Consider the following 24,099-nt stretch of genomic DNA (forward strand, 5'->3'; position numbering starts at 1 on the left):
TCCCGCCGTCGTGGTCGCTCGCGCAGTTCCCCGCGCCCCTATCGGGGCGCACCTGTTGTGCTCGCAGAGCGCCTGCGCCCTCGTACCCGGCCCCGGTGTCCGCGGCGGCCCGACGACGGGGCGTTGGGGGCGAGTTGGAGCCACAGGCGAACCTCCGTGCCGCCCAGGACGGAGCGGCCGATGCGGACGTCGCCGCCGGTCGACTCGGCGAGGCGGCGGACGATGTCGAGGCCGAGGCCGGTGGAGCCGGTGTCGCCCCTGCCGCTGCCCCGGGCGAGCGCGGCCTCCGGGTCGGGGATGCCGGGCCCGGCGTCGGAGACGAGGACGATCACCGCGTCCCCGGCGCTGTGCACGTCGACCGCGAACCCGGCGCCCTCCGGGGTGTGCCGGAAGACGTTGCCGAGCAGCGCGTCCAGGGCGGCGGTCAGGTCGCCCTTCGCGACCGGCACGCGTACGGGCCGCTCGACGCCCGCGACCCGCACCTCGCGCCCCTCGTCCTCGGCGAGCGCCGACCAGAACGCCATCCGCTCCCGGATCACCTCGGCCGCGTCGCACCCGGCGCCGGGCCCGGCGGTCACCGTGCTGGGCTTGGCCTCGCGGGCGGTGCGGATGATCGTGTCGACCTCGGACTCCAGCTGCTGGACCGCGGCCCGCGTCTGGTCGGCGGCGGGACCCTCGCCGAGCGAGGCCGCGTTGAGCCGCAGGACGGTCAGCGGGGTACGCAGCCGGTGCGACAGGTCGGCGGCCAACTCCCGCTCGTTGGCGAGGAGTCGGACCACCTGGTCGGCCATCGCGTTGAACGCGGCGGCGGCCTGCCTGAGCTCGGTCGGCCCGTCCTCGGGCACGCGTGCGGTGAGCTTGCCCTCGCCGAGGTCGTGCGCGGCGCCCGCGAGCCGCTCGGCGGGCTGGATGAGCCGTACGCCGAGCCGGTCCGCGACCGCCACCGAGCCGATGATCAGCGCGACGCCGACGCCCGCGAGGACGAGCCAGGCCGTCGTGACGCCGTTGCTCAACTCCCGCTCGGGCACGAAGACTTCGACGATCGCGATCTCGCCGGAGCCGAGCGCGGTGGGCTGCAGCAGCGCCTTGCCGTCGGGGGCGTCCGCGATCGAGGGGCTCGCGATCTGCCGGGTCCGGTCCAGGTCGGCCTGCGCGGCCCGGCGCCGGCCGACCTCCAGGGCCGGGTCCTGGCCGACGGCGGGGATGTGGACGGCCATCCGCCCGTCGGCGCCCGCCTGGGTGGAGGCGACGGCCCGGGTGAGCTGGTCCCGGTCGGTGGTGATGGAGAGGGTGGGCCCGATCGCGGCGGCCTGGCGCTCGGCGTTGGACCAGGCGCGGTCGGCGGCCATCTCGCGGATCACCAGGCCGAGCGGCACGGCGAAGGCGACGACGACCATCGTGGTGACGGCCAGGCACACCTTGACCAGGGCCCATCTCACTGCGGAGGCTCCACCCCGGCCTGCGGAGGCTCCGGGGGCTCCAGCTTGACGCCGACCCCGCGGAGCGTGTGCAGATAGCGCGGGCGCGCCGCCGTCTCCCCCAACTTCCGCCGCAGCCAGGAGAGATGGACGTCGATGGTCTGGTCGTCCCCGTACGACTGCTGCCAGACCTCGGCGAGGAGTTCCTTGCGGGGTACGACGACGCCGGGCCGGCCCGCGAGGAAGGCGAGCAGGTCGAACTCGCGCCGGGTGAGGTCGAGGGGCGTGCCGTCGAGCTCGGCCTGGCGGCGCAGCGGGTCGACGGCGAGCCCGCCGACCCGGATGACCCGCGACGACGGGGCCTCGGCGGCGCCCCCGGACCCGGCGCGGCGCAGCACGGCGGCCATGCGGGCGGAGAGGTGCTCGACGGAGAACGGCTTGGTGAGGTAGTCGTCGGCGCCGTCGTTGAGGAGCCGTACGATCTCGGCCTCGTCGTCGCGCGCGGTGGCGATGATCACGGGTACGTCGGTGATGCCGCGCAGCATCTTCAGCGCCTCGGACCCGTCCAGATCGGGCAGTCCGAGGTCGAGGATCACCACGTCAAAGCGGAAATGGGCGACCTCGCGCAGCGCCTCCAGGGCCGTGCCGACGCTCCGTACGGTGTGGGAGGCATCGGTCAGGTGCCGGATGAGGGCGGAGCGCACGAACTGGTCGTCCTCGACGACGAGCACACTTGCCATGGGCGGCACCGTACGCCATGCGGGGGACGGCGGTCACGGGCCGAAGGCCCCGGGACAGGGCCCCGGCGCATGGGGCAGTATGGCCCGCGATGCAGCGACGAGGACTCGTACACGGCCTGGCGTGGACGCTCGCCACAGGGGCGGCGGTCACGCTGTCCTGGTGGGGTGTGCACACGGTGATGTCGGGCACGGCGTACGACCGTCCCCGGGCCCTGCCGATCACGGCCGCGGAGCCGCAGGCGGCGTCCACACACCGCCCGCGCGAGACGCCGGAGCCGGGCGGTGGGGCGGGCAGCCCGTCGAAGCCGTCGAGTCCGTCGAACTCGTCCGCGCCGGACGAGGCCCCCTCGTCCGCGAAGCCGCAACCGAAGCCGAAGCCGAGCGGCGACCAGGGCGGGGGCGCGCCCGCGGGCGACGTGAAGAGCTACACCGTCGCGGGCGGCCGGGTCGCCTTCGAGATGGGCCCGTCCTCGGCGGAACTGGTCTCGGCGACGCCGGACGCGGGCTGGCAGATGCAGGTGTGGAAACAAGAGCAGTGGATCCGCGTCACCTTCACCCAGGGCGACCGCGAGATCTCGGTCTTCTGCACCTGGCACGACCACGCCCCCCGAGTGGAAACAGACGAACGCTGAACGAAGGCCCCTGTTGGCCCCTGAAAGGACGCGGGACTGCCCGCCCAGCGAAGCCCCTGAAAGGGGCGCGGGGAACTGCGCGACCAGCCACAACAGCGCGGCACCCGAAAAACAACCCCGGGGCGCAGCCCCTGAAAGGGGCGCGGGGAACTGCGCGACCAGCCACAACAGCGCGGCACCCGAAAAACAACCCGGGGGCGCAGCCCCGAAGAGGGGCGCGGGGGAACAACCCCCGCCCTACCGGAACACCCCCGGCGGCGGAGCCGGCGACGCGGACGCCGTGGCGTCAGTGACAGCCACCGCACCCCCGGCAAAAGCAACCACCGCACCCCCGTGCTCCACCCGCCCCGGATGCGGATCCCCCGCGATCCGCCGGGTCAGCTCGGCGACCGGCAGCGGCCGGTCGGACGCGAGCAGCACCGCGTTGCCGAACCGCTTCCCCCGCAGCACCGCGGGATCCGCCGCGAGCGCGAGCTCCGCGAAGAGCCCGGCGGCGGTGGCGATCTGCCGCCGCAGGTGGGCGAGCGGCGGCCCGTCCGCGAGGTTCGCGGCGTAGTGCCCGCCGGGCGCGAGGACCCGCCGTACGTCGGTGAGGAACTCGGCGCTCGTCAGGTGCGCGGGCGTGCGCGCGGCGCTGAACACGTCGGCGATCACGAGGTCGGCCCAGCCGTCCGGGATCCGGGCGAGGCCCTCGCGCGCGTCGACGGACCGCACCCGCACCCGCGCCTGCGGGTCCAACGGCAGTTCGCGGCGCACGAGTTGCACGAGGGCCGCGTCCCGCTCGACGACCTGCTGGGTGGAGCGTGGCCGGGTCGCCGCCACGTACCGGGCGAGGGTGAAGGCGCCGCCGCCGAGGTGCACGGCACGTACCGGCTTCCCGGCGGGTGCGATCAGGTCGACGACGTGGCCGAGGCGGCGCTGGTACGCGAAGTCGAGGTACGCGGGGTCGTCGAGGTCGACGTGGGACTGCGGGGCGCCGTCGACGAGCAGTGTCCACGCGCGCGGGCGGTCCGGGTCCGGGAGGAGTTCGGCCAGGCCGCCGTCCACCTCTTCGACGACGGCTTCCGCGTCGCGCTTCCTTCTGGCCATCCGCCCATTATCGACGCCCGCCGGGGTTCCGGCCCCTCGCGCCCCCGCGCCCGCCGGGGGCGGGGCCCGGCAGCGGTCAACGGCAGTTGTCGGCGGCCTCGATGAGCCGTGCGGCCTCGCCGAGCGCGGCGCGCAGCATCGTCGGGTCGGTGACGGGCCGGGTGTCGCCGGGCGGGAGCAGCCAGCCGGTGCCGGCGACCGGCGGCGCCGGGTCGGCCGGCAGGCCCCGCCCGGCCCCGGTCCGGCCCCGCCCGAAGGTCTGCGTGCAGGCGCTGCCCGGCAGGTCCCAGGCGGCGGCCGTGCCGGGCGGGACGAGGAAGCCGAGGGTGTCGCAGCGGTTGTCGTGCAGCACCGGGCCGACGGCGGGCGCGGCCCCGCGGCGCAGGATGTCGACGGCCTCCAGGCCCTGCCGCGCGGGCACGGCCACGAGGTCGCACTCCGAGCCGAGCGGCGGCCCGTACAGGGTGCCGCTCGCCATGCCGGTCTCCGTGCCTGCCTCCAACAAGGAAACCCCTCCTCGTACGGGAACGCGTCGAACTCGTCCTGGACCGTTCAACGCCGCCCGCTGTCAACGGCTACGGCACAACACCGCCTCATCGGATGGCAGTTCATGGCAGATCCGGCGTGAGATTTCCGGTTTGTAGCCAAACACTGCGTATCGGCCCCGTCACAGCCGGTACTTTCGTGCCCCGTCGGAGCCGGGCCGTGCCGCCAACCAGCGGCAGGGGCACGGGTTTTCCGGCATGAACCGCACGAGAGGTTTTGGCCAATGGCGTCGTCGTCGATGACACCGTCAGCGGGGCCGCCCCGGCCGAATCTCGCCTTCCGGCGGCTGCGCGGACAGCTGTCCCCGGGCGAGTTCGCGGCCGTGGTGCGCCGGGCCGGCCTGGAGATCGGTGAGCGGGTCGCGTGCGACGCGCGCTACATCGGCCGGGTCGAGTCGGGCGAGATCCGCTGCCCCAACTACGCGTACGAGCGGGTGTTCCTGCACCTGTTCCCGGGCCGCACCCTCGCCGACCTGGGCTTCGCCCCACGCGAGACGGTGCGGGGCGGCCGGGCGAGGCCACCCGTCGCGGACGGTGCGGGACCGTTTCCGCAGGAGCGCGGGGGAGGGTCCGCGCACGACCACGGGGGACGGTCCGGGCACGACCACGGGGGACGGTCCGGGCACGACCACGGGGGACGGTCCGGGCACGACTGCGAGGGTTCGCCTCCGTACGGCCCCCGGCACCACCCCGCGGGACCGTTTCCGCACGTCCCGCTGAACGCAGAGCATCCGAGCACCGAGGAGAGCGACGTGCTGCGTCGCGCATTCATGAGCGGGAGCACGGCCACGGTGGCCGCAGCGTCCCTGGGCCTCACCGGCCCCTTCAGCACCGAGGCCGACGCCGCGCCCCGCAGGGTCGGCGAGACCGAGGCCGACGCGGTCGAGGAGGCCGTACGCCGCATCCGGCTGCTCGACGACCGGCACGGCGCGGACGGCCTGTACCGCAGGGCCGCGGTGCCGCTGCGCAACGCGTTCGCCCTGCTCGACGCGGGCACGGCACGCCGCTCCACCTCCGACCGGCTGCACTCCGGCGCGGGTGAACTGGCCATCTCCGTCGGCTGGTTGGCGCACGACTCGGGCCGCTTCGACGACGCCCGCTCGCACTACGCGGAGGCGCTCGCCACGGCCCGGATGGCGGGCGACGCGTCCCTGGAGGCGCACGCCTTCTGCAACATGTCGTTCCTCGCCCGGGACGCGGGCAGACCCCGCGAGGCGGTACGGGCCGCGCAGGCGGCGCAGCGTTCGGCGCGCGAGCGGGGCTCGGCGCGGCTGCTCTCGCTGCTCGCGCTGCGCGAGGCGGGGGCGTACGCGCTGCTCGGCGACCGCTCCGCGTGCGAGCAGGCGCTGGCCCGCGCGCAGGCCCTGTTCGGGCGGGGCGGGACGGACGCGGACCCGGAGTGGATGAGCTTCTACAACGAGGCCGAGCTGGAGGGCCTGGAGGCGCAGTGCTGGTCGGCGCTCGGGCAGTGGGGGCGCGCGGCCCGGCACGCCCAGCGCGCGGCGCACGTCGCCCGCACCCGCACACCGCACTTCACCCGGAACATCGCGCTGTACACGGCGGAGGCGGCGGACGACCTGGCCCGCTCGGGCCGGCCGGAGGAGGCGGCCGACGCGGGCAGCCGCGTCCTGGACCTCCTGGACGAGGTCCAGTCCTCCCGCATCCAGTCGATACTGACGACGACGGCCCGAGTCCTGCTGCCGCACCGCCGCACCCCGGTGGTGGCGGAGTTCCTGGCGAGGAGGGCCCCGTAAGGGCGCGGGGAACTGCGCGACCAGCCACGACGGCGCCGCAGGCTTTCGGGAAGGGGTGGGGAGGGGCACATGATGAAGCCCGTCCGGCGCTTGAGGACGAGCGCGCCAGCGCGATGAAGGGCAACCGAGCCGACGGAACCCGCACGCCGACCTAAAAAAACCTCACCCCTCCAAGTGCCCCGTCTCGTTCCACGCCTCGATCGCCGGCTCCCCGTACGCCCAGCCGAGGACGGACAGGGACGTCGGGTTGAGGCGGATGCGGGCGGCGAAGTCGATGGGGAGGCCGAGCCAGCGCGCGCCGATCGTGCGCAGGATGTGCCCGTGCGCGAAGACCAGCACGTCACGGTCGGCGGACCGGGCCCAGGCCACCACCTCGTCGGCGCGCGCCGAGACCTCCGCGAGGGTCTCCCCCTCCGGCACCCCGTCGCGCCAGATCAGCCAGCCCGGCCGGTTCGCGTGGATCTCGGCGGGGGTGAGGCCCTCGTACGCCCCGTAGTCGTACTCCATGAGCGCGTCCCAGTTCTGCGCGCGGTCGCCGAAACCGGCGATGTCGCAGGTCTCGCGGGCGCGGACCAGCGGGCTTGTGCGCACCTCCACGTCCGGGAGGCCGTGCCACGGCGCGCGGCGCAGGCGCTCGCCGAGCAGCTTGGCGCCGCGCCTGCCCTCGTCGAGCAGCGGGATGTCCGTCCGGCCGGTGTGCTTCCCGGCCAGCGACCACTCGGTCTGTCCGTGGCGGGCCAGCAGGATGCGCGGGGCCATGAGGGGTTCTCCAAGGTTCGGCGTACGTGCACGGGCGCGGACTTTTCCTGACAGGTCGCCCGCCCCGACCATCATCGCGCACCTGCCCCGCCCGCCTCGAACGGGCCCGGCGCACCACCTTGTACGGGCCCGCGCACCGCCTCGTTCCGGATGCGCTCCCCGGATGTCAGTCCCGGGTGCGAGACTTCGGCAGGTGAGCGATTTCGACGACAGCGCGGTGCCGACGGCAGCGGTACCGCCGACGGACAAGGCCCCGCTGCGGCAGCGGCTCGCCGAGCTGCGCGGCCCGGCGGTCCCCGCCAAGGCGCTCGACGCGCGCGCTCTGGCCGCGCTCGCCGCCAACCCCGGCTGCCGCCGCCGCGCCCTGCTCGACGGCGCGGGCGTGGACAAGTCGGCGCTCGCGCAGGCGCTCGGCTCGCCCTCCGGTTTCGGCCAGTCCCAGTTCGCGTTCGTGCGGGGCAACGCCTTCGAGGCGAAGGTGAAGGCCGACGGCGGCGCGGAGCTGATCCGCCTGGTCCGGGCCCACCTCGGCGACCCGGCGGACGCGGAGGCTCCGGAGGCCGTCGAGTCGCACACCCCGGACCTCGCGGCGGCCGGGCCCGAGGGCCGCTCCGCGCGCACGGCCCTCGCCCTGCGGGAGGCGTCCGCCACGCGCGCGTGGACGCTGCTCGACCACCCGATGCTGGCGCTCGACGTGGCCGGCACGCCCGCGTTCCTGGAGCCGGACGCGGTGGTGGTGCACCCCGACGGCCGCTGGACGGTCGTGGAGATCAAGTCGTTCCCGATGATCGACGGCGCGGCGGACGCGGCGAAGGTCGGCGCCGCCGCCCGCCAGGCCGCGGTGTACGCGCTGGCGCTGGAGCAGATCGCCGCCCGCCTCGACCCCGCTCCCCCGGTCGGCCACCAGATCCTGCTGGTCTGCCCGAAGGACTTCTCCAACCAGCCGACGGCCGCCGCGGTGGACGTCCGCAAGCAACTCTCGGTCACCCGTCGCCAGTTGGGCCGTCTGACCCGGATCGAGGACATCGCGGCGGCCCTTCCGGAGGGCACCACGTTCGATGTCGAGCGCTCCCCGGACGAGCTGAGCCGAGCCGTCGAGTCGGTGCCCGCGGCGTACGCGCCGGAGTGCCTGTCCGCCTGCGAGCTGGCCTTCCACTGCCGGGACCGCTCGCGGGGCGCGGGCGAGGTGACCGTCCTCGGGCGGTCGCTGCGCGGCGAGCTGGGCGCGCTCAGCACCGTCCAGGACGTCCTCGCGGCGGCGCGCGGCGAGGCGGGCGACCCGGACGACCCGGCGGTGGCCGCCCTGCGCCGGGCGGCAGGCCTGCGCGCCCAGGCTCTCGCCACGGCGGGGGCCCACGTGACGGCGGGCGGTGAGCCCTCGTGCTGACGGCCCGTGCGGCGCGTACGACGCGTACGACGCGTACGGCGACCGTGTCGCGCCCGACCGCCGCGGAGTTCGGCGCCCGTACCGAAAGGCGTGCCCCATGTCGTTGATCCACACGCTGGCCCGGCTCGAGGCCGTGGAGTCGGGGCGGGCGCAGCCGCTCGCGACCGTGCGGCACCGTCATCTGGCCGCGCGCCCCCTGGTGTTCGTGCCGCTCACCACCGCGGGCGAGGCGGGCGCGCCCCTGGGCGCCCTGGTCGGCACGGACCGCGAGCGGCCCCGGCTGCTGTGCGTCCCGCAGCCCCGCGACCGCGACCTGCGCTTCGCGTTCCTGGCCGACCTGGCCGAGGAACTCCTGCCGTACGTGGACTCGTTCGCGGACGACACCGAGCCCGCTGAGCGCACGGAGACCGACCCGGAGACCGGCAAGCGCGTCAAGGTCGAGGTCGAACTGTGCGCGGACGCCCCGCAGTTGATCGTGCCGAGCCGCGCGGGCGTCGAGTTCGTGCGGCTGCTCGGGCGGTCGATGCGCTTCCGGCGCACGGCGGAGCAGGACCCGGACGCCCCGTATCCGGCGCCGCCGCGCGTGCCGCTGCTCGGCCGCTGGCTGACGCACTTCGCGGAGCGCGCCCGCGTGCCCGGCTCGGCCCTGATCGCCGCGATGACGGAACTCCTCTCCCGGCACTGGGCGACGGGCCAGTCGAGCCTGGAGGACCAGCACTTGGGCGCCCTGCTCGCCTGGATCGACCCGCCCGCCGAGCACCCGGGCGGCGCGCCCGGCCGGGGCTCCGGCGCCGCCGCCGCGCTGCGCGCCGAGACCGCGCGGGACGCCGCGGGCCAGCTGCTCTGCCCGCCCGCGGGCCCGGCCACGGACCCGGCGTTCGACAACAAGCTCCTCGCCCCGGCCATCGAGCGGTACGACCGGGCGCGTACCGCCGTCGCCGCCGCCGAGGACGGCCTCGCCGCCGACCGCCACCTGGCCGAACTGACCGCCGCGGAGCGGGAGATCGCCGCCCTGGTGGAGAGCCGTACGCGCCCCACCTGGGACGCCGTGTGGCGCGGCCTCGACCTGCTGGCCGCCCTGCCGGAGGGCGAGCGCGCCGCCGAGCGCTGGACCCGGGACCGCTGGTCGTACACCGGGCACCGGGACCGCGTCCTCGCCGGCGAGCCGCCGCAGCCCCGCCTGGACGACGCGGTCACGGCGGCCAACAAGCTGGCGACGCGCGAGACCGCCCAGGCCCGCCTCGAAGCCCAGGAAGCGTTGGACGACCCGCTGGTGATGGCCGGGCGAAGACTCGCCGGCGAGGCCTTCGGCTGCGAGGTCACCGAGGTCGTGATGGCGTACAGCGACGGCAAGCGGCCGAGCCCCCGCCCCCTGGTCACGGTGCGCACGGACGACGGCCCGCATCTCGCCGAGCGCGCGAAGGTCTACCGCTCGCTCGCCGGCAAGCCGCAGACCGCCCAGTTCGTCGGGTACGACGAGGACGGCGGCGTCGTCCTGCGCATCCTGGACAAGATGGGCCGCGGCAAGGAGCCGGAGGAGGGTTCCGTGCCGGTCAAGGGCGACCTGCTGACGTGGACGCTCTTCGAGCACACGCCGCGCGGCGGCCCGACGCTCCCCGAGCCCGAGGACACCCCCTGGACCCATGGCGGCCCGCCGGGCGAGGGCGCGGAAGCCCCCGATCCGGTGACCCCGGAGGATGTGCTGTGATCCCCGAACTCCCGCAGTCGCAGGCGGAATTCGACCCGTCGGCCGAAGCCGCCCGCGCCACCGCGGCGATCCTCCACGACACGCTGCACGGCGAGGCCCGCGGCGTCGTCGTGGACTCGCCCCCGGGCGCCGGGAAGTCGACGCTGGTGGTGAACGCCGCGCTCGAACTGGCCGCGGCGGGCCGCCCGTTGATGGTCGTCGCCCAGACCAACGCCCAGGTGGACGACCTGGTCCTGCGCCTCGCCGAGAAGCAGCCCGACCTCCCGGTGGGCCGCCTGCACAGCAGCGACGCGGACCCGTACGACAAGGCGCTCGACGAGCTGGAGCACGTCCGCAAGTCGACCAAGGCCGCCGACCTCGCGGGGCTCGACGTGGTGATCTCCACGGCCGCGAAGTGGGCACACGTCAAGAACGTCGAGCCGTGGCGGCACGCCATCGTCGACGAGGCGTACCAGATGCGCTCGGACGCCCTGCTCGCCGTGGCCGGTCTGTTCGAGCGGGCGCTGTTCGTGGGCGACCCGGGGCAGCTCGACCCGTTCGCGATCGTCGGCAGCGAGCAGTGGGCGGGGCTGTCGTACGACCCGTCGGCGAGCGCCGTGTCCACGCTGCTCGCGCACAACCCGGGCCTGCCGCAGCACCGCCTGCCGGTCTCCTGGCGGCTGCCCGCCTCGGCCGCGCCGCTGGTCAGCGACGCCTTCTATCCGTACACACGGTTCCGCTCCGGCACGGACCACGGGGACCGGAGCCTGTCGTTCGGGGTCCCGTCGAACGGCAGCGGGCCCGACCGGGTCCTGGACGAGGCGGCGGCCTCCGGCTGGGGCCTGCTCGAACTGCCCGCGCGGCACACTCCGCGCACGGACCCGGAGGCGGTGCGGGCGGTCGCCGAGGTCGTCCGCCGCCTCCTCGACCGGGGCGGCGTCACCGTCAGCGAGCGCTCGCCCGACCCGGCGCCGCTCACCGCGGACCGCGTCGCCGTCGGCACGGCCCACCGCGACCAGGCGGCGGCGGTGCGCGCGGCCCTGGCCGAACTGGGCGTCGCGGGCGTCACGGTGGACACCGCCAACCGCCTCCAGGGCCGGGAGTACGACGTGACGGTGGTGCTCCACCCGCTGTCCGGCCGCCCCGACGCCACGGCGTTCCACCTGGAAACGGGCCGCCTCTGCGTGCTCGCCTCCCGGCACCGGCACGCGTGCATCGTGGTGTGCCGGGCGGGCGTCGCCGAGCTCCTGGACGAGCACCCGTCCACCGAGCCGGTGCAGCTGGGCGTCACGGTGAAGTTCCCGGACGGCTGGGAGGCCAACCACGCGGTCCTCTCCCACCTCGCCGAGCACCGCGTGCCGTACGGCGGGGACCTCCCGGGCTGAACGCGTGCGCGGACCGCTCGAACGAGGCGGTCTTGCGTGCGGCTGGACAATGGAAGACGCCCCGGTGAAAGCACCGGGACCCGAGCACACGTACGTACGCACAGGAGGCAGGCATGGCGGAGCCCGAGCGGGCACAGCCGCGGCTGCGACCGGCACCGCTGCTGTTCGAGCCGACGGAGGCCACCGCCGACCCGGAGCACTTCTTCGACCTGGAGTCGATCGAGGACCCGCGCGAGCTGCTCGCGCGGGCGACGGAGCTGACGCTGGCGTTCCGCACCGCCACCGACCGCTCCGTGGAGTTCCAGGCGATCGCGGCGGCCCAGCTCGCCGACCCGGGCCGCTTCGACCGGCTGACGATGTCGGCGATCGCCGAACGCGCGGACTGGACCGAGGACTACGCGAAGAAGATGGTCGAGTTCGGCAGGGAGCTGCTGCGCTCGGAGAGCCGGCAGTGAGACGCGGGCGCTGACCGGCGGCGGCAGCCACGGCGGCCACGGCAGCGGGGGCGGAAGCGGGTCCGAGGGCGCCCGCCCATGCCGCATCACAAGATCGGCTGGCATATGCCGACGGGCAAGATACTCCACGACGCCCCGACCTGTCCCCGTTTCCGGCAACCCACCGAAACGGGACGGTCGCTCCCGGTAGATGTATCTCCATGAGCGCACGGCAGACCCACCTCAGCGAACCCGCCCCCGCACCCGCCGCCCACCCGGCCGCGACGGCCCGTACGCCGTTACTCGACCACGCGACCGTGGTCACCGCCGACGGCGCGAGCTGGCTCGCCTCCGCGTCCGCGTACCCCCGCAGCACCCTCGCGCTCTGGGAGTCCCGGCCGCACGCCCCGGTCGTCCTGCCCTGCGGCACCGCCTTCGACGTGGTGAGCGTGCCCGCGGTGTTCGGCCGGCGGATGCTCGACCGGCTGTGGGAGGAAGGCCCCGGCTCGGGCCCGGTCGCCGCGCACCGCGGCCGCATGCTGATCTTCGCCGCCCCGGGCACCGCGCAGCGCCTGCCGTCGCTGCTCGCCTGGGAGGAGTGGAGCCCCGCCGTGCCCGCCCCGCTCTGTCACGGCACCGGCGACGCCGTGACCGTCCCGCCGCTCGCCCCGGCCGACGAGAACACCCCCGCGGAACGGCTCGGCTCCCGCTGGCTGGTGGCCCCCGACACCCGCAACCCGTGGCTCCCTGGACCCGAGGCACTGCTCTGGGCGAGCGTCCGCGTGGCCCGCGCGATGGCCGGTGCGGCGGTCCGAGTATCGATTTTTCCTCCCGCCGACCAGGGTGCTAAGGTCTACGACGTCAGCAGGCGCCGCTAGCTCAGTTGGTTAGAGCAGCTGACTCTTAATCAGCGGGTCCGGGGTTCGAGTCCCTGGCGGCGCACGTTGTCGTTGGCGGGTCATCTTCGCAGAAAGCGCGAAGCTGGCCCGCCAACTTCGTTATTGCGCGGCTTCGCCGCGCGAGTGGGGGCTCCGCCACCCACACCCCCGGCCACGGCTGAACGTCGACGTGCAGGGCGAGCCCTAGGTCGTGATCTTCACCGTCCAAGCCCCCGACCGGGACCGGTCCAGGACCTCGATGCCGATGGACTCGTCCGGCACCGTGAAGCGCTCGCCCAGCTTCACCGGGGCGTCCGCGAGCGGCGGGTAGACCGACTCGTCCCAGCAGGCCTCCGACGCCGGGTGCGCGTCGATCACCTCGACCGGGCCCGCACCGGACGCCGGCTCGTTGCGGACCCGGTAGACGAGCACGCCCTCCGTGCACGTCGCCCGGTCGTTCCCGGTGGCGCCGCGGGCCTCGATCGCGATCGCCGAGTCATGGCCCGTACGCACGACCGCGAGGCGGGTGCCGCCCGTACGGCCGCGGGCGACGGGGGCCGCGAGGGGCTCCAGGGTGACCAGGCCGTCGTCGTCGCCCTGGACGCAGCGGACCTGCTTCGGGTCGAGCCAGCCCAGCTTCCACTTGTGCCATCCGAACAGATCAGGGGAAAGCCCGAACTGGCTGCCCATCACGTCCCAGTCGCCGACGTACGTGTCCCAGTCGCCCTTGCCGTCCGAGGGCCGGTGATAGAGATCCGGCAGGTCGAAGACGTGGCCGGTCTCGTGGGCGAGGACGTTGCGGTCCGGCGGGTGCCGCTCGAAGACCGTGACGACGCGGCGGATGTCGGTGCCGTCGGCGCGCAGCGGCTGGTCGAAGTTGACGACCTTCGTGGCGTCCGAGTCGACACCGGGCGCGTCCGGGTCGGCCACGAAGTAGACGACGTCGTACCGGCCGAAGTCCACCTTCGGGTCCGCCACGGCGAGGGCGTCGCGGAGGTAGGCGCTGCGGCTCGCCGGGTCCCAGTCACGCGCTATGGCGTACGCGTCGGAGCTGCGCGGCATCTCGGCCCACTCGCGCTGCGGATGGACGTCGAGGCGGAACCGGCCGTACGAGGCCCGCTCGAAGAAGCGGCTGGTCGCCGGGAAGTGATCGGCGGCCAGCACCTCCGGGTCGACCGCCGGGCGGGAGTCCGGGAAGGACAGGAAGACCATGACCGCGTCGAGCTTCCGCTCCGGCTTCGGGTAGGCGGAGTTCCAGGTGTCCAGGCCCTCCGAGTGGTGAGCCGGGGTGCGCTCCAGGGCGCACGGGTCCGCGAACGGCTCGGCGCTCGCGGGGCCCGCCACCAGGGACGTCGCGACCAGCGCGGCGAGCGAGGTGAGGACGGCCGCGACGCTGCGCGCGCGGGGTGAGGGCTCCCCTCGATGGGGGTGACCCCCGAGGTGGTGCTGACGCGGCACGTCGACCTCCGGGTGGGACTGCGGACACCTCCCCCAGCCTGTGGTGGTTTGTTGAACTTCGCCCTGTTTCGGTGCACCGGTCGGGTGAGCAAGGCCACGGGTGGGCGCTCACGTACCGTCACGTTCGGTGAGCGAGTGAGCCCGGAATCGATCACCCCGCGACAGCGGATGTCAGAGACGGAACCGGCCGGGCAGAAACGATCGGGCGTCAACGGGCCTACCCCGCAAGGGAGTCCGGAACATCCCCCCGCGGACGGCTCGGTACCGTGGCGGAGCTGGATCGGCGCTCCGACCAGCCTCTATGATCGGCACACTTTCCGGCCGACCAAGCCCGACCAGACCTGTACGAGCACCAACTGCCCTGCGGGAGCGAGCAGTGAGCGGAACGTCAGAAGGGCCGGCACCCACGGCAACGGCGGCCACCCGCGCCGAGCAGCCGACCGGCACAGGACCCCAGAACGTCACGGAGCGTCACACCCGTACGGCCGTCGACCGCCGCGGGGCGTCGGCCGCCGAGCTGCGCGACTACCGCGCCGCGTTCCACGCCGCCCACCTCGCCCTCGCCGTCGTCGACCGGGAGGGGCTGGTCAGCCGGGCCAACGGCGCGTTCGCCGAGCTGATCGGCGCCCCGGCCGCCGAGCTGGCCGGGCAGGTCGCCGCCGACCTGGTGGACCTCGCGTCGGACGCCCGCACCTGGCACACGTACCGGGAGGTGCTGCGCGGGCGGCAGGCCAGGCTGCAGTGCACGCGGCGGCTCAAGCATCCGGAGGGGCACTCGCTGTGGGCGCAGGTGACGGTGTCGCCGATGCCGGAGTGCGGCGGGGTGCTCCTCGCGGTCGCCGACGTCAGCGCGAGCCGCGAACTCCGGGCCCGGCTGCGGCACGTGACGATGCACGACCCGGTGACCCGGCTGCCCAACCGCACCCTGTTCTTCGAGCGGCTCGCGGCGGCCCTGGAGGCGGCCTCGTACGAGGAACTCGGGACCGGGCGGATCGGGCTCTGCTATCTGGACCTCGACGGGTTCAAGGCCGTCAACGACACCCTCGGGCACCGCACCGGCGACCGGCTGCTCGCGGCCGTGGCCGAGCGGCTCACGCGCTGCGCCGACCGGGCCGCGTCGGGCCGGGGCGGGGCGCCGCTGGTGGCCCGGCTCGGCGGGGACGAGTTCGCGCTGCTCGTGGAGGACTCGACGGGCACGGACCAGGTGGCGGAGCTGGCCGAGCAGGTTCTCGGCGCCCTGCAGGAGCCCTTCGACCTGGCCGGGCAGCGGCTCTCGGTGTCGGCGTCCATCGGGGTCGTGGAGCGGCGCGCGGCGGGCACGGGCGCGACGGCGCTGATGCAGGCCGCCGACACCACGCTGTACTGGGCGAAGGAGGACGGCAAGGCCCGCTGGACGCTCTTCGACCCGGAGCGGAACGCGCACCGGATGACCCGCCAGGCCCTGTCGTCGACGCTGCGCCCGGCCGTCGAGCGGGGCGAGTTCGCCCTGGAGTACCAGCCGCTGGTGGGGCTCGCGGACGGGGCGCTGCGCGGGGTGGAGGCGCTGGTGCGCTGGCATCACCCGCAGTTCGGCACGTTGCCGCCGAATCGGTTCATCACACTGGCCGAGGAGGACGGCTCGATCGTGCAGCTCGGGCGCTGGGTGCTGCGCACCGCCTGCCGGCAGGCCAGGCGCTGGCAGCTGGAGCGCCCGGACCTGCCGCCGGTCTTCGTCAGCGTGAACGTCGCGGTGCGCCAGGTCTGGGACTCCGACCTGGTCGCCGACGTGGCGGAGATCCTCGCCGAGACGCAACTCGCCCCGGAGCTCCTCCAGTTGGAGCTCACCGAGTCCGCCGTGATGGGCTCGACCGGGCGGCCGCTGCAGGCCCTGCAGGAGCTCAGCGAGATGGGCGTGCACATCGCCATCGACGACTTCGGCACCGGCTACTCCAACCTCGCCTATCTGAGCCGCCTCCCGGTCTCCGTACTGAAGCTGGACGGTTCGTTCGTACGCGGCTTCCAGTACGGGGCGGGCGAGGGGTGCGGGCACGCCAATCCGGCGGACGAGACGATCGTCGAGGCGCTCGTGCAGCTCGCGCACAAGCTGGGGCTCACGGTCACCGCGGAGTGCGTGGAGACCGCCGAGCAGGCGGAGCGGCTGCGGCGCATCGGCTGCGACACCGGGCAGGGGTGGCTGTACTCCCGCCCGGTGCCGCCGGAGCGGATCTCCGTACTCCGGACCTAGGCCTTCGGCAACCGGTAGGCGTCGGCGACGAGTTCGTACGAGCGGACCCGGGCCTCGCCGCCGTGGGCGTTGGCGGTGATCATCAACTCGTCGGCGCCGGTGCGCTTCTGCAGGTCGTCGAGGCCGGTGCGGACCTCGTCGGGGGTGCCGTGGACGACGTTCTTCAGCCAGCTGTCGACGAACTCCCGCTCCATCGGGCTGTAGTCGTACGCCTCCGCCTCCTCGGGCGTCGGGACGAGTCCGGGCCGGCCGGTGCGCAGCCGGACCATCGACAGGGCGCCGGTCAGCACCTGCCTGCGGGCCTCCCGCTCGTCGTCGGCGGCGAGCGCCGAGACGCCGATCAGGGCGTACGGGGCGGAGAGGACGGCGGAGGGCCGGAACGACTCGCGGTACAGGTCGAGCGCGGGAATCGTGTTCTGCGCGGAGAAGTGGTGCGCGAAGGCGAACGGCAGGCCGAGCACACCGGCGAGCCGGGCGCTGAAGCCGGACGAGCCGAGCAGCCAGATCGACGGCCGGTCCGCGGACTGCACCCCGCCGGGCGAGGTCGCCTGCACGGGCCCGGGCACCGCGTGGATCCGGGCGTACGGGTGCCCGTCGGGGAAGTCGTCGTCCAGGAACCGGGTCAACTCGGCGAGCTGCTCGGGGAAGTCGTCGGCCCCCTCGTTCAGCCGGTCGGTGCGGCGCAGGGCCGCGGCGGTGGCGCCGTCGGTGCCGGGGGCGCGGCCGAGGCCGAGGTCGACGCGGCCCGGGGCGAGCGCCTCCAGGGTGCCGAACTGCTCGGCGATCACCAGCGGGGCGTGGTTGGGCAGCATCACACCGCCGGAGCCGAGGCGGATGCGGGAGGTGTGGGCGGCGAGGTGGGCGAGGATCACGGCGGGGCTGCTGGAGGCGACGCCGGGCATGGAGTGGTGCTCGGCGACCCAGTAGCGGTGGAAGCCCCGGCTCTCGGCGAGCTGCGCGATGCGGACTCCGGTGCGGAGGGCGTCGGCGGCGGTGCTGCCTGCGCCTACGGTCGCGAGGTCCAGTACGGAGAGGGGTACGGGGGCCTCGCCCTGCGGGGTGCCGTGGATGCCCGTGGTCACCGGGGTGCCTCCTGCGGTGTCGTACGTACGTGGGTGTGCACCCGGGGCTAACAGGAGCTGGCCTCCGCTTTATTCCCCTCCCCGCCCCTTCCCGTAACTGGGGCTCCGCCCCAGACCCCGCTCCTCAAACGCCGGAGGGGCTGAATCGTGCGGTCGGGGCGGGGGTTTTCAGGGGCGCGGGGAACTGCGCGACCAGCCACGACGGCGGGGCAGCCGAACGGCAGCGCCGCAGGCTTTCGGGAAGGGGCGGGAGGGGAAGAGCAGGCCCCGCGGGGCTAGCTCGGCACCTGCACGATCGGTTCCCGGGTGAAGAGCGCGCCCAGCGCCGGCGCGTTCACCCGTCGTCCCGCCAGGCGGAGTGCCTCCCAGACCGTGACCTGGTTGGCCGTGAGGACCGGCTTGCCGAGCTCGCCCTCCAGGTCGCGGACGTACGCCGCCGTGTGCAGGGCCGTGTCCGGCAGGAGCACCGCGCTCGCGTCGGGGTGGTCGCCCGCGCGGGCCAGGGCGAGGACCTCCTCGTACCCCCAAGTGCCCACCTCCGCGGCCGTGATGATGCCGCTGCCGCGCATCGCGACGACCTCGATGCCCGCGGCGCGCAGGAACGCGACGAAGTGCTCGGCGACGTCCTCCGGGTAGGTGGCGGCGACCGCGACCCGGTCCGCGCCGACCTCCTGCGCGGCGTGCGCGAAGGCGAAGGACGTGCTGGACGCGGGCAGCCCGGCGGCCTTGGCGAGGCCCCTGACCTGGTCGTGCGCGCCGTCCCAGCCGAAGACGAAGCTGCCGGACGTGCACGCCCACACCACCGCCTCCGCGCCGGAGAGCCGCAGCTCCTCGACGCCCGCCGCGAGCCGCTCGGGCGCGCCCATGCGGAGCAGCGCGTCGACCCGGTGGGCGTCCTCGCCGATGTCGGTGTGGATCACGGCGAGGCGGATGTCGCTGCCGAGGAGCTGCTCCATGCGCGGGTAGTCGTCCTCGGCGGAGTGGCCCGGGTAGAGGAATCCGAGTGCGGTCATCGCTTGCGTCCTCCGTGCTGCTCGGTGCTGCGAGTGGTGCGGGCGGGCGCCGGTGCGGGATCCCGGCGCCCGCCGCGTCACTCGGCGCCCGGAAGGTCCGGGAACACCGGCGGCTCGGGGAACACCGGGGGCTCCGCGAAGCCCGGCGGTTCCTCGGGTGCCGCACCTGCGGGCGCCGGGGCGTCCGGCATCGGCGCGTCCGCGAGCGGCACGTCCGCCCGCAGCATGCGCCGCGCCGACTCGTCGAGCAGCGCCTGGTACGGCCCCACCGCACTGGTACCCAGTCGGCGCAGCGCGGCCCACATCGTGACCTGGTTGGCCGAGACGACCGGCATCCGCAGCTCGGCCTCCAACTGCGGGATCGCGTCGTACGTGGGCAGGTTGGTGCAGCTGATGAAGAGCGCGTCGACGTCGCGCGGGACGGTGTGCCGGGCCATCTCGACGACGTCCCGGTACGTCACCTTCCAGATGTGCCGGGTCAGGCCGAGCCCGGTCTGGCTGACGACGGTGATCCCGGCCTCGGCGAGGAAGTCCTCCAACGCCTGGGTCACGGAGGCCGTGTACGGGGTGACGAGCGCGATGCGTTCCGCGCCCAGCTCGGTGAGCGCTTCGAGCATCGCGCCCGACGTGGTGAGCGCCGGGACGGCGCCGGCCGCCTCCATCGCCGCGCTCATGGTCCGCTCGCCGGCCATGCCGTCGACGAAGCTGCCGGACGTGCAGGCGTACGCGATGACCTCGGGCTCGGCGGCGTGCAGCGCGTGCACCGCGGCGCTCAGCGTCTGATGCTCGCTCACCAGACGTGCCAGGTCGAGGCTCACCTCCACCGGGACGTACGGGGTCCGGGTCAGGTGCAGGGACACCTCGTCGGGAACCCAGCGCCAGAGCTCCCGGTCGAGGGCGAAGTCAAAAGGGGCGACGATGCCGATGCCACGTTGTGGGTGCGGACCACCCAGGAAGGAGACGTCCATGACAGGCCCTGTTCTGCGAAGGCGCCGAAGGCGGCAAGTGTGACGGAAGGGCCGGCCGGGGGCCGGAATGTGGAGCTGAGGAGAGCCGGCGCTCGCCGGGACGTCGGGACAAAGACGAGCAGACCCCGATGGGTCACCGTGGGCTTGAGAAATGCCCTTGTTGACGAAGGTAGGTTCCGGTGCCAGCGTGGTCAATCCGCGCATCTCCGACGCACCGGCCGCGTGTCGGCCGACCTCCTCAAGGGAAGCGGAAACGCATTGCCGAACGGTTTCGCCGCGATGTCCGAACCGACCGATTCCGAGCCGACTCTCCTCGTCCTGGACGCCGACCCGCCGCCGCGGCTCGGCGCGCTCACCGGCCGCGCCCGCATCCTGCACGCCGACGAGTCGACCCTCGCCGAGCAGCTCCCCCGCGCCGACGTCCTCCTCGTCTGGGACTTCACCTCGCACGCCGTACGCCGCGCCTGGCCCGGCGACGGACCGCGCCCGCGCTGGGTGCACACCGCGAGCGCCGGCGCCGACCATCTGCTCTGCCCGGAGCTGGTCGAGTCGGACACCGTCGTCACCAATGCGCGGGGCGTCTTCGACCAGCCGATCGCCGAGTACGTGGCGGGCCTCGTCCTCTCCTTCGCCAAACAGTTGCCGCGCACCTGGGAACTCCAGCGCGAGCGGGTCTGGCGGCACCGGGAGACGCAGCGGGTCGGCGGCACGCGCGCGTGCGTGGTCGGCTCGGGGCCGATCGGGCGGGCCGTCGCGAAGACGCTGCGGGCGCTCGGCGTGCGCGTCGCCCTGGTCGGCCGGACCGCGCGGGACGGGGTGCACGGCATCGACGAGCTGGACCGGCTGCTCACCCGCGCCGACTGGGTGGTCGCGGTGGCGCCGCTGACCGACGAGACCCGCGGCATGTTCGACGCCCGCCGCTTCGGCCTGATGCAGCCCTCGGCCCGCTTCGTCAACGTGGGCCGCGGCGAGCTCGTCGTGGAGGCGGACCTGGTGGACGCGGTCGGCAAGCGGTGGATCGCGGGGGCCGCGCTCGACGTGTTCGAGGAGGAGCCGCTACCCGCCGACAGCCCGCTGTGGGACCTGCCGGAGGTCGTCGTCTCGCCGCACATGAGCGGCGACGTGGTCGGCTGGCGGGACGAACTCGGCGCACAGTTCGTGGAGTTGTACGAGCGGTGGGCCGCCGGAGAGCCGCTCACGAACGTGATCGACAAGAAACGTGGGTACGTCCCCGGGCACTGACCCAGTGACCTGGGCCGGCCCCTCCAGGGGCGCGAGGCAATGGCGCGCGGCGCAGGCGCTGTGCATGTCCGGAGCGACGGACATTCCGTGCCCCGAACTGGCCTGAAATCGCCGGGAGTCGGGGCAACACGGACGGAGCAGCGGTGCTCGGCCGGGCGGCGCAACGGAAGCAGTCCGTCCGAGTCAAGGACTGAAAACGATCGGCATATCTTCCTGCCAGTCGGGTAGCCGCGCGCCCATGGCTCCACCACAGGGGAACAACTCAGGAAGCACAAGGAAAAGCGGGCTCCGCCGCCGCTCACTGCTCGCAGGGGCGGCGGCGCTGGGTGCGGCGGGCGCCGTCGGCGCGACCGCCGGTTGCAGCCGTGTGGCCACCGCAGACACCGGTGACGGAGGGCACCTACTGGAGCAGTTGCGAGCTAAGGGGACGGTGCGTCTCGGGCTCGCGGGCGAGCAGCCGTACAGCTACATCGGCAGCGACGGCAAGATGACCGGATCCTCACCCGCGATCGCGAAGCGCATCTTCAAGGAACTCGGGGTCGACAAAGTCGAGCCATTTCCCATCGAGTTCGGCTCGCTGATCACTGGCCTGAACTCGCTGCAGTTCGACGTGGTCGCGGCCGGGATGTACATCAACCCGGAGCGCTGCAAGCAGGTGATCTTCGCCGATCCCGAGTACCAGATGCTCGACGCGTTCATCGTGCGCAAGGGCAATCCGAAGAACCTGCACTCGTACAAGGACATCGCGAGGACGGGCGCCAAGATGGCGACCGGCGTCGGGTACGCGGAGATCGACTACGCGAAGGACGCAGGCGTCAAGGACGTCGGCACCCTGCCCGACCAGCTCGCCGGTCTGCTCGCCGTGAAGCAGGGCCGTATCGACGTGTTCGTCGGCACCGCCGTGACCGTGTTCAACGCGGTGGAACAGGCGGGGCCGGGCTCGGGCGTCGAGGCGACGAAGGAGGTGCAGCCGTACCTCGACGGGAAGCCCGTCATCGACGTGGGCGGCTTCGCCTTCCGCAGCCCGGAGACCACGCTGCGGGACGCGTTCAACCGGGAGCTGCACAAGCTGAAGCGCAGCGGTGAACTCCTGGAGATCATGCGGCCGTTCGGCTTCACCAAGGACCAGATGACCACCATCCGTGCCGAGGAGAAGTGCCAGCCATGAGCGAGATCACTCCTGGGCTCTGGGAGCTCCTCTTCAAGGGACTGTGGGTCACCGTCCAGCTGACGGTGTTCAGCGCGGCGCTCGGCGCCGTCGTGGCGCTCGTCATCGGCCTGGCCCGCACCCACCGACTGTGGATCGTGCGCTTCCTGTCCGGCGCCTACTTCGAGATCTTCCGCGGCACGTCCGCGCTGGTCTTCATGTTCCTGGTGTTCTTCGCGCTGCCGATGGGCTTCGGCTGGCAGCTCGTCCCCATGTGGGCCGCGGTGCTCGCGATGGGCCTCACCTACGGGGCGTACGGATCGGAGATCGTCCGCGGCGCCGTCGCCGCGGTGGCCCCGGCGCAGCGTGAGGCGGGCATCGCCCTGAGCTTCACGCCCGCGCAGTCCCTGCGGAAGATCATCCTGCCGCAGGCCTGGCCGGAGATGGTGCCGCCGCTGAACAATCTGCTGATCGAGCTGCTCAAGGGCACCGCCCTGGTGTCGATCCTGGGCGTCGGCGACATCAGCTTCGGCGCCCAGCTGGTGCGCAACGCGACCGGCGAGAGCGCGCCCGTCTACACGGTCATCCTGGTCATGTACTTCATCCTCGCCTTCGTCCTGACCCGCGGCATGCGGGCCGTGGAGCGCAAGGCGAAGGCGGGCATCGGGCAGGCGCCGGCGAAGCGCCGCAGGCTCTCCCTGCGACAGACGAACGACCTGGCCGCCAGTGGTGCCGGCGCCGGAACGGGTGGTGGTGCGTAATGAACTGGGACTGGTCCGCAGTGAGCGACTTCATGCCGATGTTCTGGGACGGCGTGCTCGTCACGCTCCAGGCGTTGGTGCTCAGCGTGATCGTCGCGTTCACCCTCGGGCTCGTCTGGGCGATGGCCCAGCGCTCGACGGTGAAGGCGATCAGCTGGCCGGTGACCGCGATCACCGAGTTCATCCGCAACACCCCGCTGCTCGTGCAGCTGTTCTTCCTGTACTACGTGCTGCCCGAGTGGGGCATCACCTTCTCGGCGCTCACGACCGGTGTGATCGGCCTCGGCCTGCACTACTCGACGTACACCGCCGAGGTGTACCGCGCCGGCATAGACGGTGTTCCGGTGGGCCAGTGGGAGGCCGCCACCGCGCTCAACCTGCCGCGTTCGCGCACCTGGTTCGCGGTGATCCTGCCGCAGGCGATCCGCCGCGTCGTCCCGGCGCTCGGCAACTACGTCGTCGCGATGCTCAAGGACTCGCCGCTGATCGCCACGATCGGCGTCCTCGAAATGCTCGGCGAGGCACGGCAGTTCGGCTCGATCACGTTCCAGATGGTCGAACCGCTCGTCGTCGTCGGCATCGCCTTCATCGTCATCGCCTACCCGGCCTCCCTTCTTCTCCGAGCCCTGGAGCGTCGCCTTGTCCGCTGACAGCACCCCCACCAACCCGACCGCGAGCACGAGCAAGGAGACCGCCAACCCGGCGGTCGACGGCAGCGAGCTGATCCGCTTCGACAAGGTCACCAAGCGGTTCGGCAGCAACACCGTGCTCGACGAGCTGGACTTCAAGGTCGACTCCGGCAAGCACGTCACGCTGATCGGTCCGTCCGGCTCCGGCAAGACCACGATCCTGCGGCTCCTGATGACCCTGATGAAGCCCGACGAGGGCACCATCAAGGTCGGCGGCGAGTACCTCACGCACGAGGAGCGCGGCGGCAAGCTGGTCCCGGCGAGCGAGAAGCACATCCGCGAGGTCCGCAAGAACATCGGCATGGTGTTCCAGCAGTTCAACCTGTTCCCGAACATGAAGGTGCTGCGGAACATCACCGAGGCCCCGGTGCACGTCCTCGGCCTGTCCAAGGACGAGGCGGAGGAGCGGGCCCGCGAACTGCTCGACCTGGTGGGCCTCGGCGACCGCGTCGACGCCTACCCGACGCAGCTGTCCGGCGGTCAGCAGCAGCGCGTCGCGATCGCCCGGGCGCTCGCGATGCGGCCGCAGGTGCTGCTCCTCGACGAGGTCACCTCGGCGCTCGACCCGGAGCTGGTGGCCGGCGTCCTGGACGTACTGCGGGACATCGCACACTCCACGGACATCACCATGCTCTGCGTCACGCACGAGATGAACTTCGCCCGGGACATCTCCGACCAGGTGCTCATGTTCGACAAGGGCCGCATCATCGAGTCCGGCAGCCCGGACAAGATCTTCGGCGATCCGGACCACGAACGCACCCGCGAATTCCTCAGCGCAGTGCTCTGATCAAGCCGCGTTCACAGCCC

General features: G+C 73.4%; 22 protein-coding genes and 1 tRNA gene. 14 read left to right on the forward strand and 9 right to left on the reverse strand.

The genetic code is table 11. From position 1 onward, the window contains the following. Window positions 1-38: 38 nt before the first annotated feature. Window positions 39-1,439 carry an ATP-binding protein gene (locus tag ACIDOF_RS19485; protein ID WP_409007205.1) on the reverse strand — a complete coding sequence of 467 codons (1,401 nt, stop codon included), beginning with the start codon at window positions 1,437-1,439 and terminating at the stop codon, window positions 39-41. Continuing rightward, the gene (locus ACIDOF_RS19490) at window positions 1,436-2,158 is read right to left on the reverse strand and encodes a response regulator transcription factor (RefSeq protein WP_409007206.1); all 723 of its coding nucleotides are present in this window, start codon (window positions 2,156-2,158) and stop codon (window positions 1,436-1,438) included. Before ACIDOF_RS19490 ends, ACIDOF_RS19485 begins: the two co-directional genes overlap by 4 nt. Window positions 2,159-2,247: 89 nt before the next feature. Between ACIDOF_RS19490 and ACIDOF_RS19495 the strand changes: the two genes are divergently transcribed. Next, a complete protein-coding gene (locus ACIDOF_RS19495; protein ID WP_409007207.1) occupies window positions 2,248-2,790 on the forward strand; it encodes a hypothetical protein in 543 nt (180 codons plus the stop codon). Between the two features lie 237 nt (window positions 2,791-3,027). On the opposite strand, the gene ACIDOF_RS19500 is transcribed toward ACIDOF_RS19495, so the two are convergent. Together ACIDOF_RS19500 and ACIDOF_RS19505 are read right to left on the reverse strand one after the other, a co-directional pair. After that, on the reverse strand, window positions 3,028-3,879 hold the full coding sequence (locus ACIDOF_RS19500; protein ID WP_409007208.1) for a spermidine synthase: 852 nt from the start codon (window positions 3,877-3,879) through the stop codon (window positions 3,028-3,030). Between the two features lie 76 nt (window positions 3,880-3,955). Beyond that, window positions 3,956-4,357, reverse strand: coding sequence for a hypothetical protein (locus tag ACIDOF_RS19505; RefSeq protein ID WP_409007209.1), 402 nt, complete (start codon window positions 4,355-4,357; stop codon window positions 3,956-3,958). Between the two features lie 291 nt (window positions 4,358-4,648). On the opposite strand from ACIDOF_RS19505, the gene ACIDOF_RS19510 reads away from it, so the two are divergent. Continuing rightward, the gene (locus tag ACIDOF_RS19510; protein WP_409007210.1) at window positions 4,649-6,178 is read left to right on the forward strand and encodes a hypothetical protein; all 1,530 of its coding nucleotides are present in this window, start codon (window positions 4,649-4,651) and stop codon (window positions 6,176-6,178) included. Between the two features lie 162 nt (window positions 6,179-6,340). Here ACIDOF_RS19510 and ACIDOF_RS19515 read toward each other — a convergent pair whose 3' ends face one another. Then, the gene (locus ACIDOF_RS19515; RefSeq protein WP_409007211.1) at window positions 6,341-6,937 is read right to left on the reverse strand and encodes a histidine phosphatase family protein; all 597 of its coding nucleotides are present in this window, start codon (window positions 6,935-6,937) and stop codon (window positions 6,341-6,343) included. Between the two features lie 163 nt (window positions 6,938-7,100). On the opposite strand from ACIDOF_RS19515, the gene ACIDOF_RS19520 reads away from it, so the two are divergent. From ACIDOF_RS19520 to ACIDOF_RS19545, 6 genes are all read left to right on the forward strand, one after another. Beyond that, on the forward strand, window positions 7,101-8,324 hold the full coding sequence (locus ACIDOF_RS19520; RefSeq protein WP_409007212.1) for a hypothetical protein: 1,224 nt from the start codon (window positions 7,101-7,103) through the stop codon (window positions 8,322-8,324). 97 nt (window positions 8,325-8,421) lie between these two features. Then, entirely contained in the window at window positions 8,422-10,032 is a 1,611-nt protein-coding gene (locus ACIDOF_RS19525; RefSeq protein ID WP_409007213.1) for a hypothetical protein, read from the forward strand. Beyond that, on the forward strand, window positions 10,032-11,396 hold the full coding sequence (locus ACIDOF_RS19530) for an AAA domain-containing protein (RefSeq protein ID WP_409007293.1): 1,365 nt from the start codon (window positions 10,032-10,034) through the stop codon (window positions 11,394-11,396). Before ACIDOF_RS19525 ends, ACIDOF_RS19530 begins: the two co-directional genes overlap by 1 nt. A 113-nt stretch (window positions 11,397-11,509) precedes the next feature. Beyond that, on the forward strand, window positions 11,510-11,851 hold the full coding sequence (locus tag ACIDOF_RS19535) for a hypothetical protein (protein WP_409007214.1): 342 nt from the start codon (window positions 11,510-11,512) through the stop codon (window positions 11,849-11,851). Between the two features lie 200 nt (window positions 11,852-12,051). Continuing rightward, a complete protein-coding gene (locus ACIDOF_RS19540) occupies window positions 12,052-12,708 on the forward strand; it encodes a bifunctional DNA primase/polymerase (protein ID WP_409007215.1) in 657 nt (218 codons plus the stop codon). Beyond that, window positions 12,699-12,772, forward strand: a tRNA-Lys gene (locus ACIDOF_RS19545). Before ACIDOF_RS19540 ends, ACIDOF_RS19545 begins: the two co-directional genes overlap by 10 nt. Before the next feature lie 140 nt (window positions 12,773-12,912). Here the strand turns inward: ACIDOF_RS19545 and ACIDOF_RS19550 are convergent. After that, window positions 12,913-14,166 (reverse strand): M6 family metalloprotease domain-containing protein, encoded by a 1,254-nt coding sequence (locus tag ACIDOF_RS19550; protein WP_409007216.1) that lies wholly within the window; start codon window positions 14,164-14,166, stop codon window positions 12,913-12,915. Between the two features lie 376 nt (window positions 14,167-14,542). Between ACIDOF_RS19550 and ACIDOF_RS19555 the strand changes: the two genes are divergently transcribed. Continuing rightward, entirely contained in the window at window positions 14,543-16,390 is a 1,848-nt protein-coding gene (locus ACIDOF_RS19555) for a putative bifunctional diguanylate cyclase/phosphodiesterase (RefSeq protein ID WP_409007217.1), read from the forward strand. Here the strand turns inward: ACIDOF_RS19555 and ACIDOF_RS19560 are convergent. The 3 genes from ACIDOF_RS19560 to ACIDOF_RS19570 form a co-directional block, all read right to left on the reverse strand. Continuing rightward, a complete protein-coding gene (locus tag ACIDOF_RS19560; RefSeq protein WP_409007218.1) occupies window positions 16,387-17,472 on the reverse strand; it encodes an LLM class flavin-dependent oxidoreductase in 1,086 nt (361 codons plus the stop codon). The two genes, ACIDOF_RS19555 and ACIDOF_RS19560, sit on opposite strands and share 4 nt — an antisense overlap. A gap of 275 nt (window positions 17,473-17,747) precedes the next feature. Next, entirely contained in the window at window positions 17,748-18,485 is a 738-nt protein-coding gene (locus ACIDOF_RS19565; protein ID WP_409007219.1) for a decarboxylase, read from the reverse strand. Between the two features lie 77 nt (window positions 18,486-18,562). Continuing rightward, window positions 18,563-19,453 carry an aspartate/glutamate racemase family protein gene (locus tag ACIDOF_RS19570; RefSeq protein ID WP_409007220.1) on the reverse strand — a complete coding sequence of 297 codons (891 nt, stop codon included), beginning with the start codon at window positions 19,451-19,453 and terminating at the stop codon, window positions 18,563-18,565. Window positions 19,454-19,732: 279 nt separating this feature from the next. Here ACIDOF_RS19570 and ACIDOF_RS19575 point away from each other — a divergent pair, with 279 nt between their 5' ends. From ACIDOF_RS19575 to ehuA, 5 genes are all read left to right on the forward strand, one after another. Beyond that, window positions 19,733-20,695, forward strand: a complete 963-nt coding sequence (locus tag ACIDOF_RS19575) for a D-2-hydroxyacid dehydrogenase (RefSeq protein WP_409007221.1) — start codon at window positions 19,733-19,735, stop codon at window positions 20,693-20,695. A gap of 238 nt (window positions 20,696-20,933) precedes the next feature. Next, window positions 20,934-21,863 (forward strand): ectoine/hydroxyectoine ABC transporter substrate-binding protein EhuB, encoded by a 930-nt coding sequence (gene ehuB, locus ACIDOF_RS19580; protein ID WP_409007222.1) that lies wholly within the window; start codon window positions 20,934-20,936, stop codon window positions 21,861-21,863. Beyond that, the gene (gene ehuC, locus ACIDOF_RS19585) at window positions 21,860-22,603 is read left to right on the forward strand and encodes an ectoine/hydroxyectoine ABC transporter permease subunit EhuC (protein WP_409007223.1); all 744 of its coding nucleotides are present in this window, start codon (window positions 21,860-21,862) and stop codon (window positions 22,601-22,603) included. The genes ehuB and ehuC overlap by 4 nt, the downstream gene beginning before the upstream one ends. Further along, the gene (gene ehuD, locus ACIDOF_RS19590) at window positions 22,603-23,253 is read left to right on the forward strand and encodes an ectoine/hydroxyectoine ABC transporter permease subunit EhuD (RefSeq protein WP_409007224.1); all 651 of its coding nucleotides are present in this window, start codon (window positions 22,603-22,605) and stop codon (window positions 23,251-23,253) included. The genes ehuC and ehuD overlap by 1 nt, the downstream gene beginning before the upstream one ends. Continuing rightward, window positions 23,243-24,079, forward strand: a complete 837-nt coding sequence (gene ehuA / locus ACIDOF_RS19595; protein WP_409007225.1) for an ectoine/hydroxyectoine ABC transporter ATP-binding protein EhuA — start codon at window positions 23,243-23,245, stop codon at window positions 24,077-24,079. Before ehuD ends, ehuA begins: the two co-directional genes overlap by 11 nt. Window positions 24,080-24,099: the final 20 nt, after the last annotated feature.

Origin of the sequence: Streptomyces sp. Da 82-17, from assembly GCF_046098215.1 — a bacterium.
GTDB lineage: Bacteria > Actinomycetota > Actinomycetes > Streptomycetales > Streptomycetaceae > Streptomyces.

Bases quoted from the DNA above. Each gene is read 5' to 3' on its own strand.
- ACIDOF_RS19520 (WP_409007212.1), top strand. From the start codon at position 7,101: ATGTCAGTCCCGGGTGCGAGACTTCGGCAGGTGAGCGATTTCGACGAC.
- ehuC (WP_409007223.1), top strand. From the start codon at position 21,860: ATGAGCGAGATCACTCCTGGGCTCTGGGAGCTCCTCTTCAAGGGACTG.
- ACIDOF_RS19510 (WP_409007210.1), top strand. From the start codon at position 4,649: ATGGCGTCGTCGTCGATGACACCGTCAGCGGGGCCGCCCCGGCCGAAT.
- ACIDOF_RS19565 (WP_409007219.1), bottom strand. From the start codon at position 18,485: ATGACCGCACTCGGATTCCTCTACCCGGGCCACTCCGCCGAGGACGAC.
- ACIDOF_RS19505 (WP_409007209.1), bottom strand. From the start codon at position 4,357: ATGGCGAGCGGCACCCTGTACGGGCCGCCGCTCGGCTCGGAGTGCGAC.
- ehuD (WP_409007224.1), top strand. From the start codon at position 22,603: ATGAACTGGGACTGGTCCGCAGTGAGCGACTTCATGCCGATGTTCTGG.
- ACIDOF_RS19540 (WP_409007215.1), top strand. From the start codon at position 12,052: ATGAGCGCACGGCAGACCCACCTCAGCGAACCCGCCCCCGCACCCGCC.
- ACIDOF_RS19575 (WP_409007221.1), top strand. From the start codon at position 19,733: ATGTCCGAACCGACCGATTCCGAGCCGACTCTCCTCGTCCTGGACGCC.
- ehuB (WP_409007222.1), top strand. From the start codon at position 20,934: ATGGCTCCACCACAGGGGAACAACTCAGGAAGCACAAGGAAAAGCGGG.
- ACIDOF_RS19515 (WP_409007211.1), bottom strand. From the start codon at position 6,937: ATGGCCCCGCGCATCCTGCTGGCCCGCCACGGACAGACCGAGTGGTCG.
- ACIDOF_RS19525 (WP_409007213.1), top strand. From the start codon at position 8,422: ATGTCGTTGATCCACACGCTGGCCCGGCTCGAGGCCGTGGAGTCGGGG.
- ACIDOF_RS19495 (WP_409007207.1), top strand. From the start codon at position 2,248: ATGCAGCGACGAGGACTCGTACACGGCCTGGCGTGGACGCTCGCCACA.
- ACIDOF_RS19500 (WP_409007208.1), bottom strand. From the start codon at position 3,879: ATGGCCAGAAGGAAGCGCGACGCGGAAGCCGTCGTCGAAGAGGTGGAC.
- ACIDOF_RS19535 (WP_409007214.1), top strand. From the start codon at position 11,510: ATGGCGGAGCCCGAGCGGGCACAGCCGCGGCTGCGACCGGCACCGCTG.
- ACIDOF_RS19490 (WP_409007206.1), bottom strand. From the start codon at position 2,158: ATGGCAAGTGTGCTCGTCGTCGAGGACGACCAGTTCGTGCGCTCCGCC.
- ACIDOF_RS19570 (WP_409007220.1), bottom strand. From the start codon at position 19,453: ATGGACGTCTCCTTCCTGGGTGGTCCGCACCCACAACGTGGCATCGGC.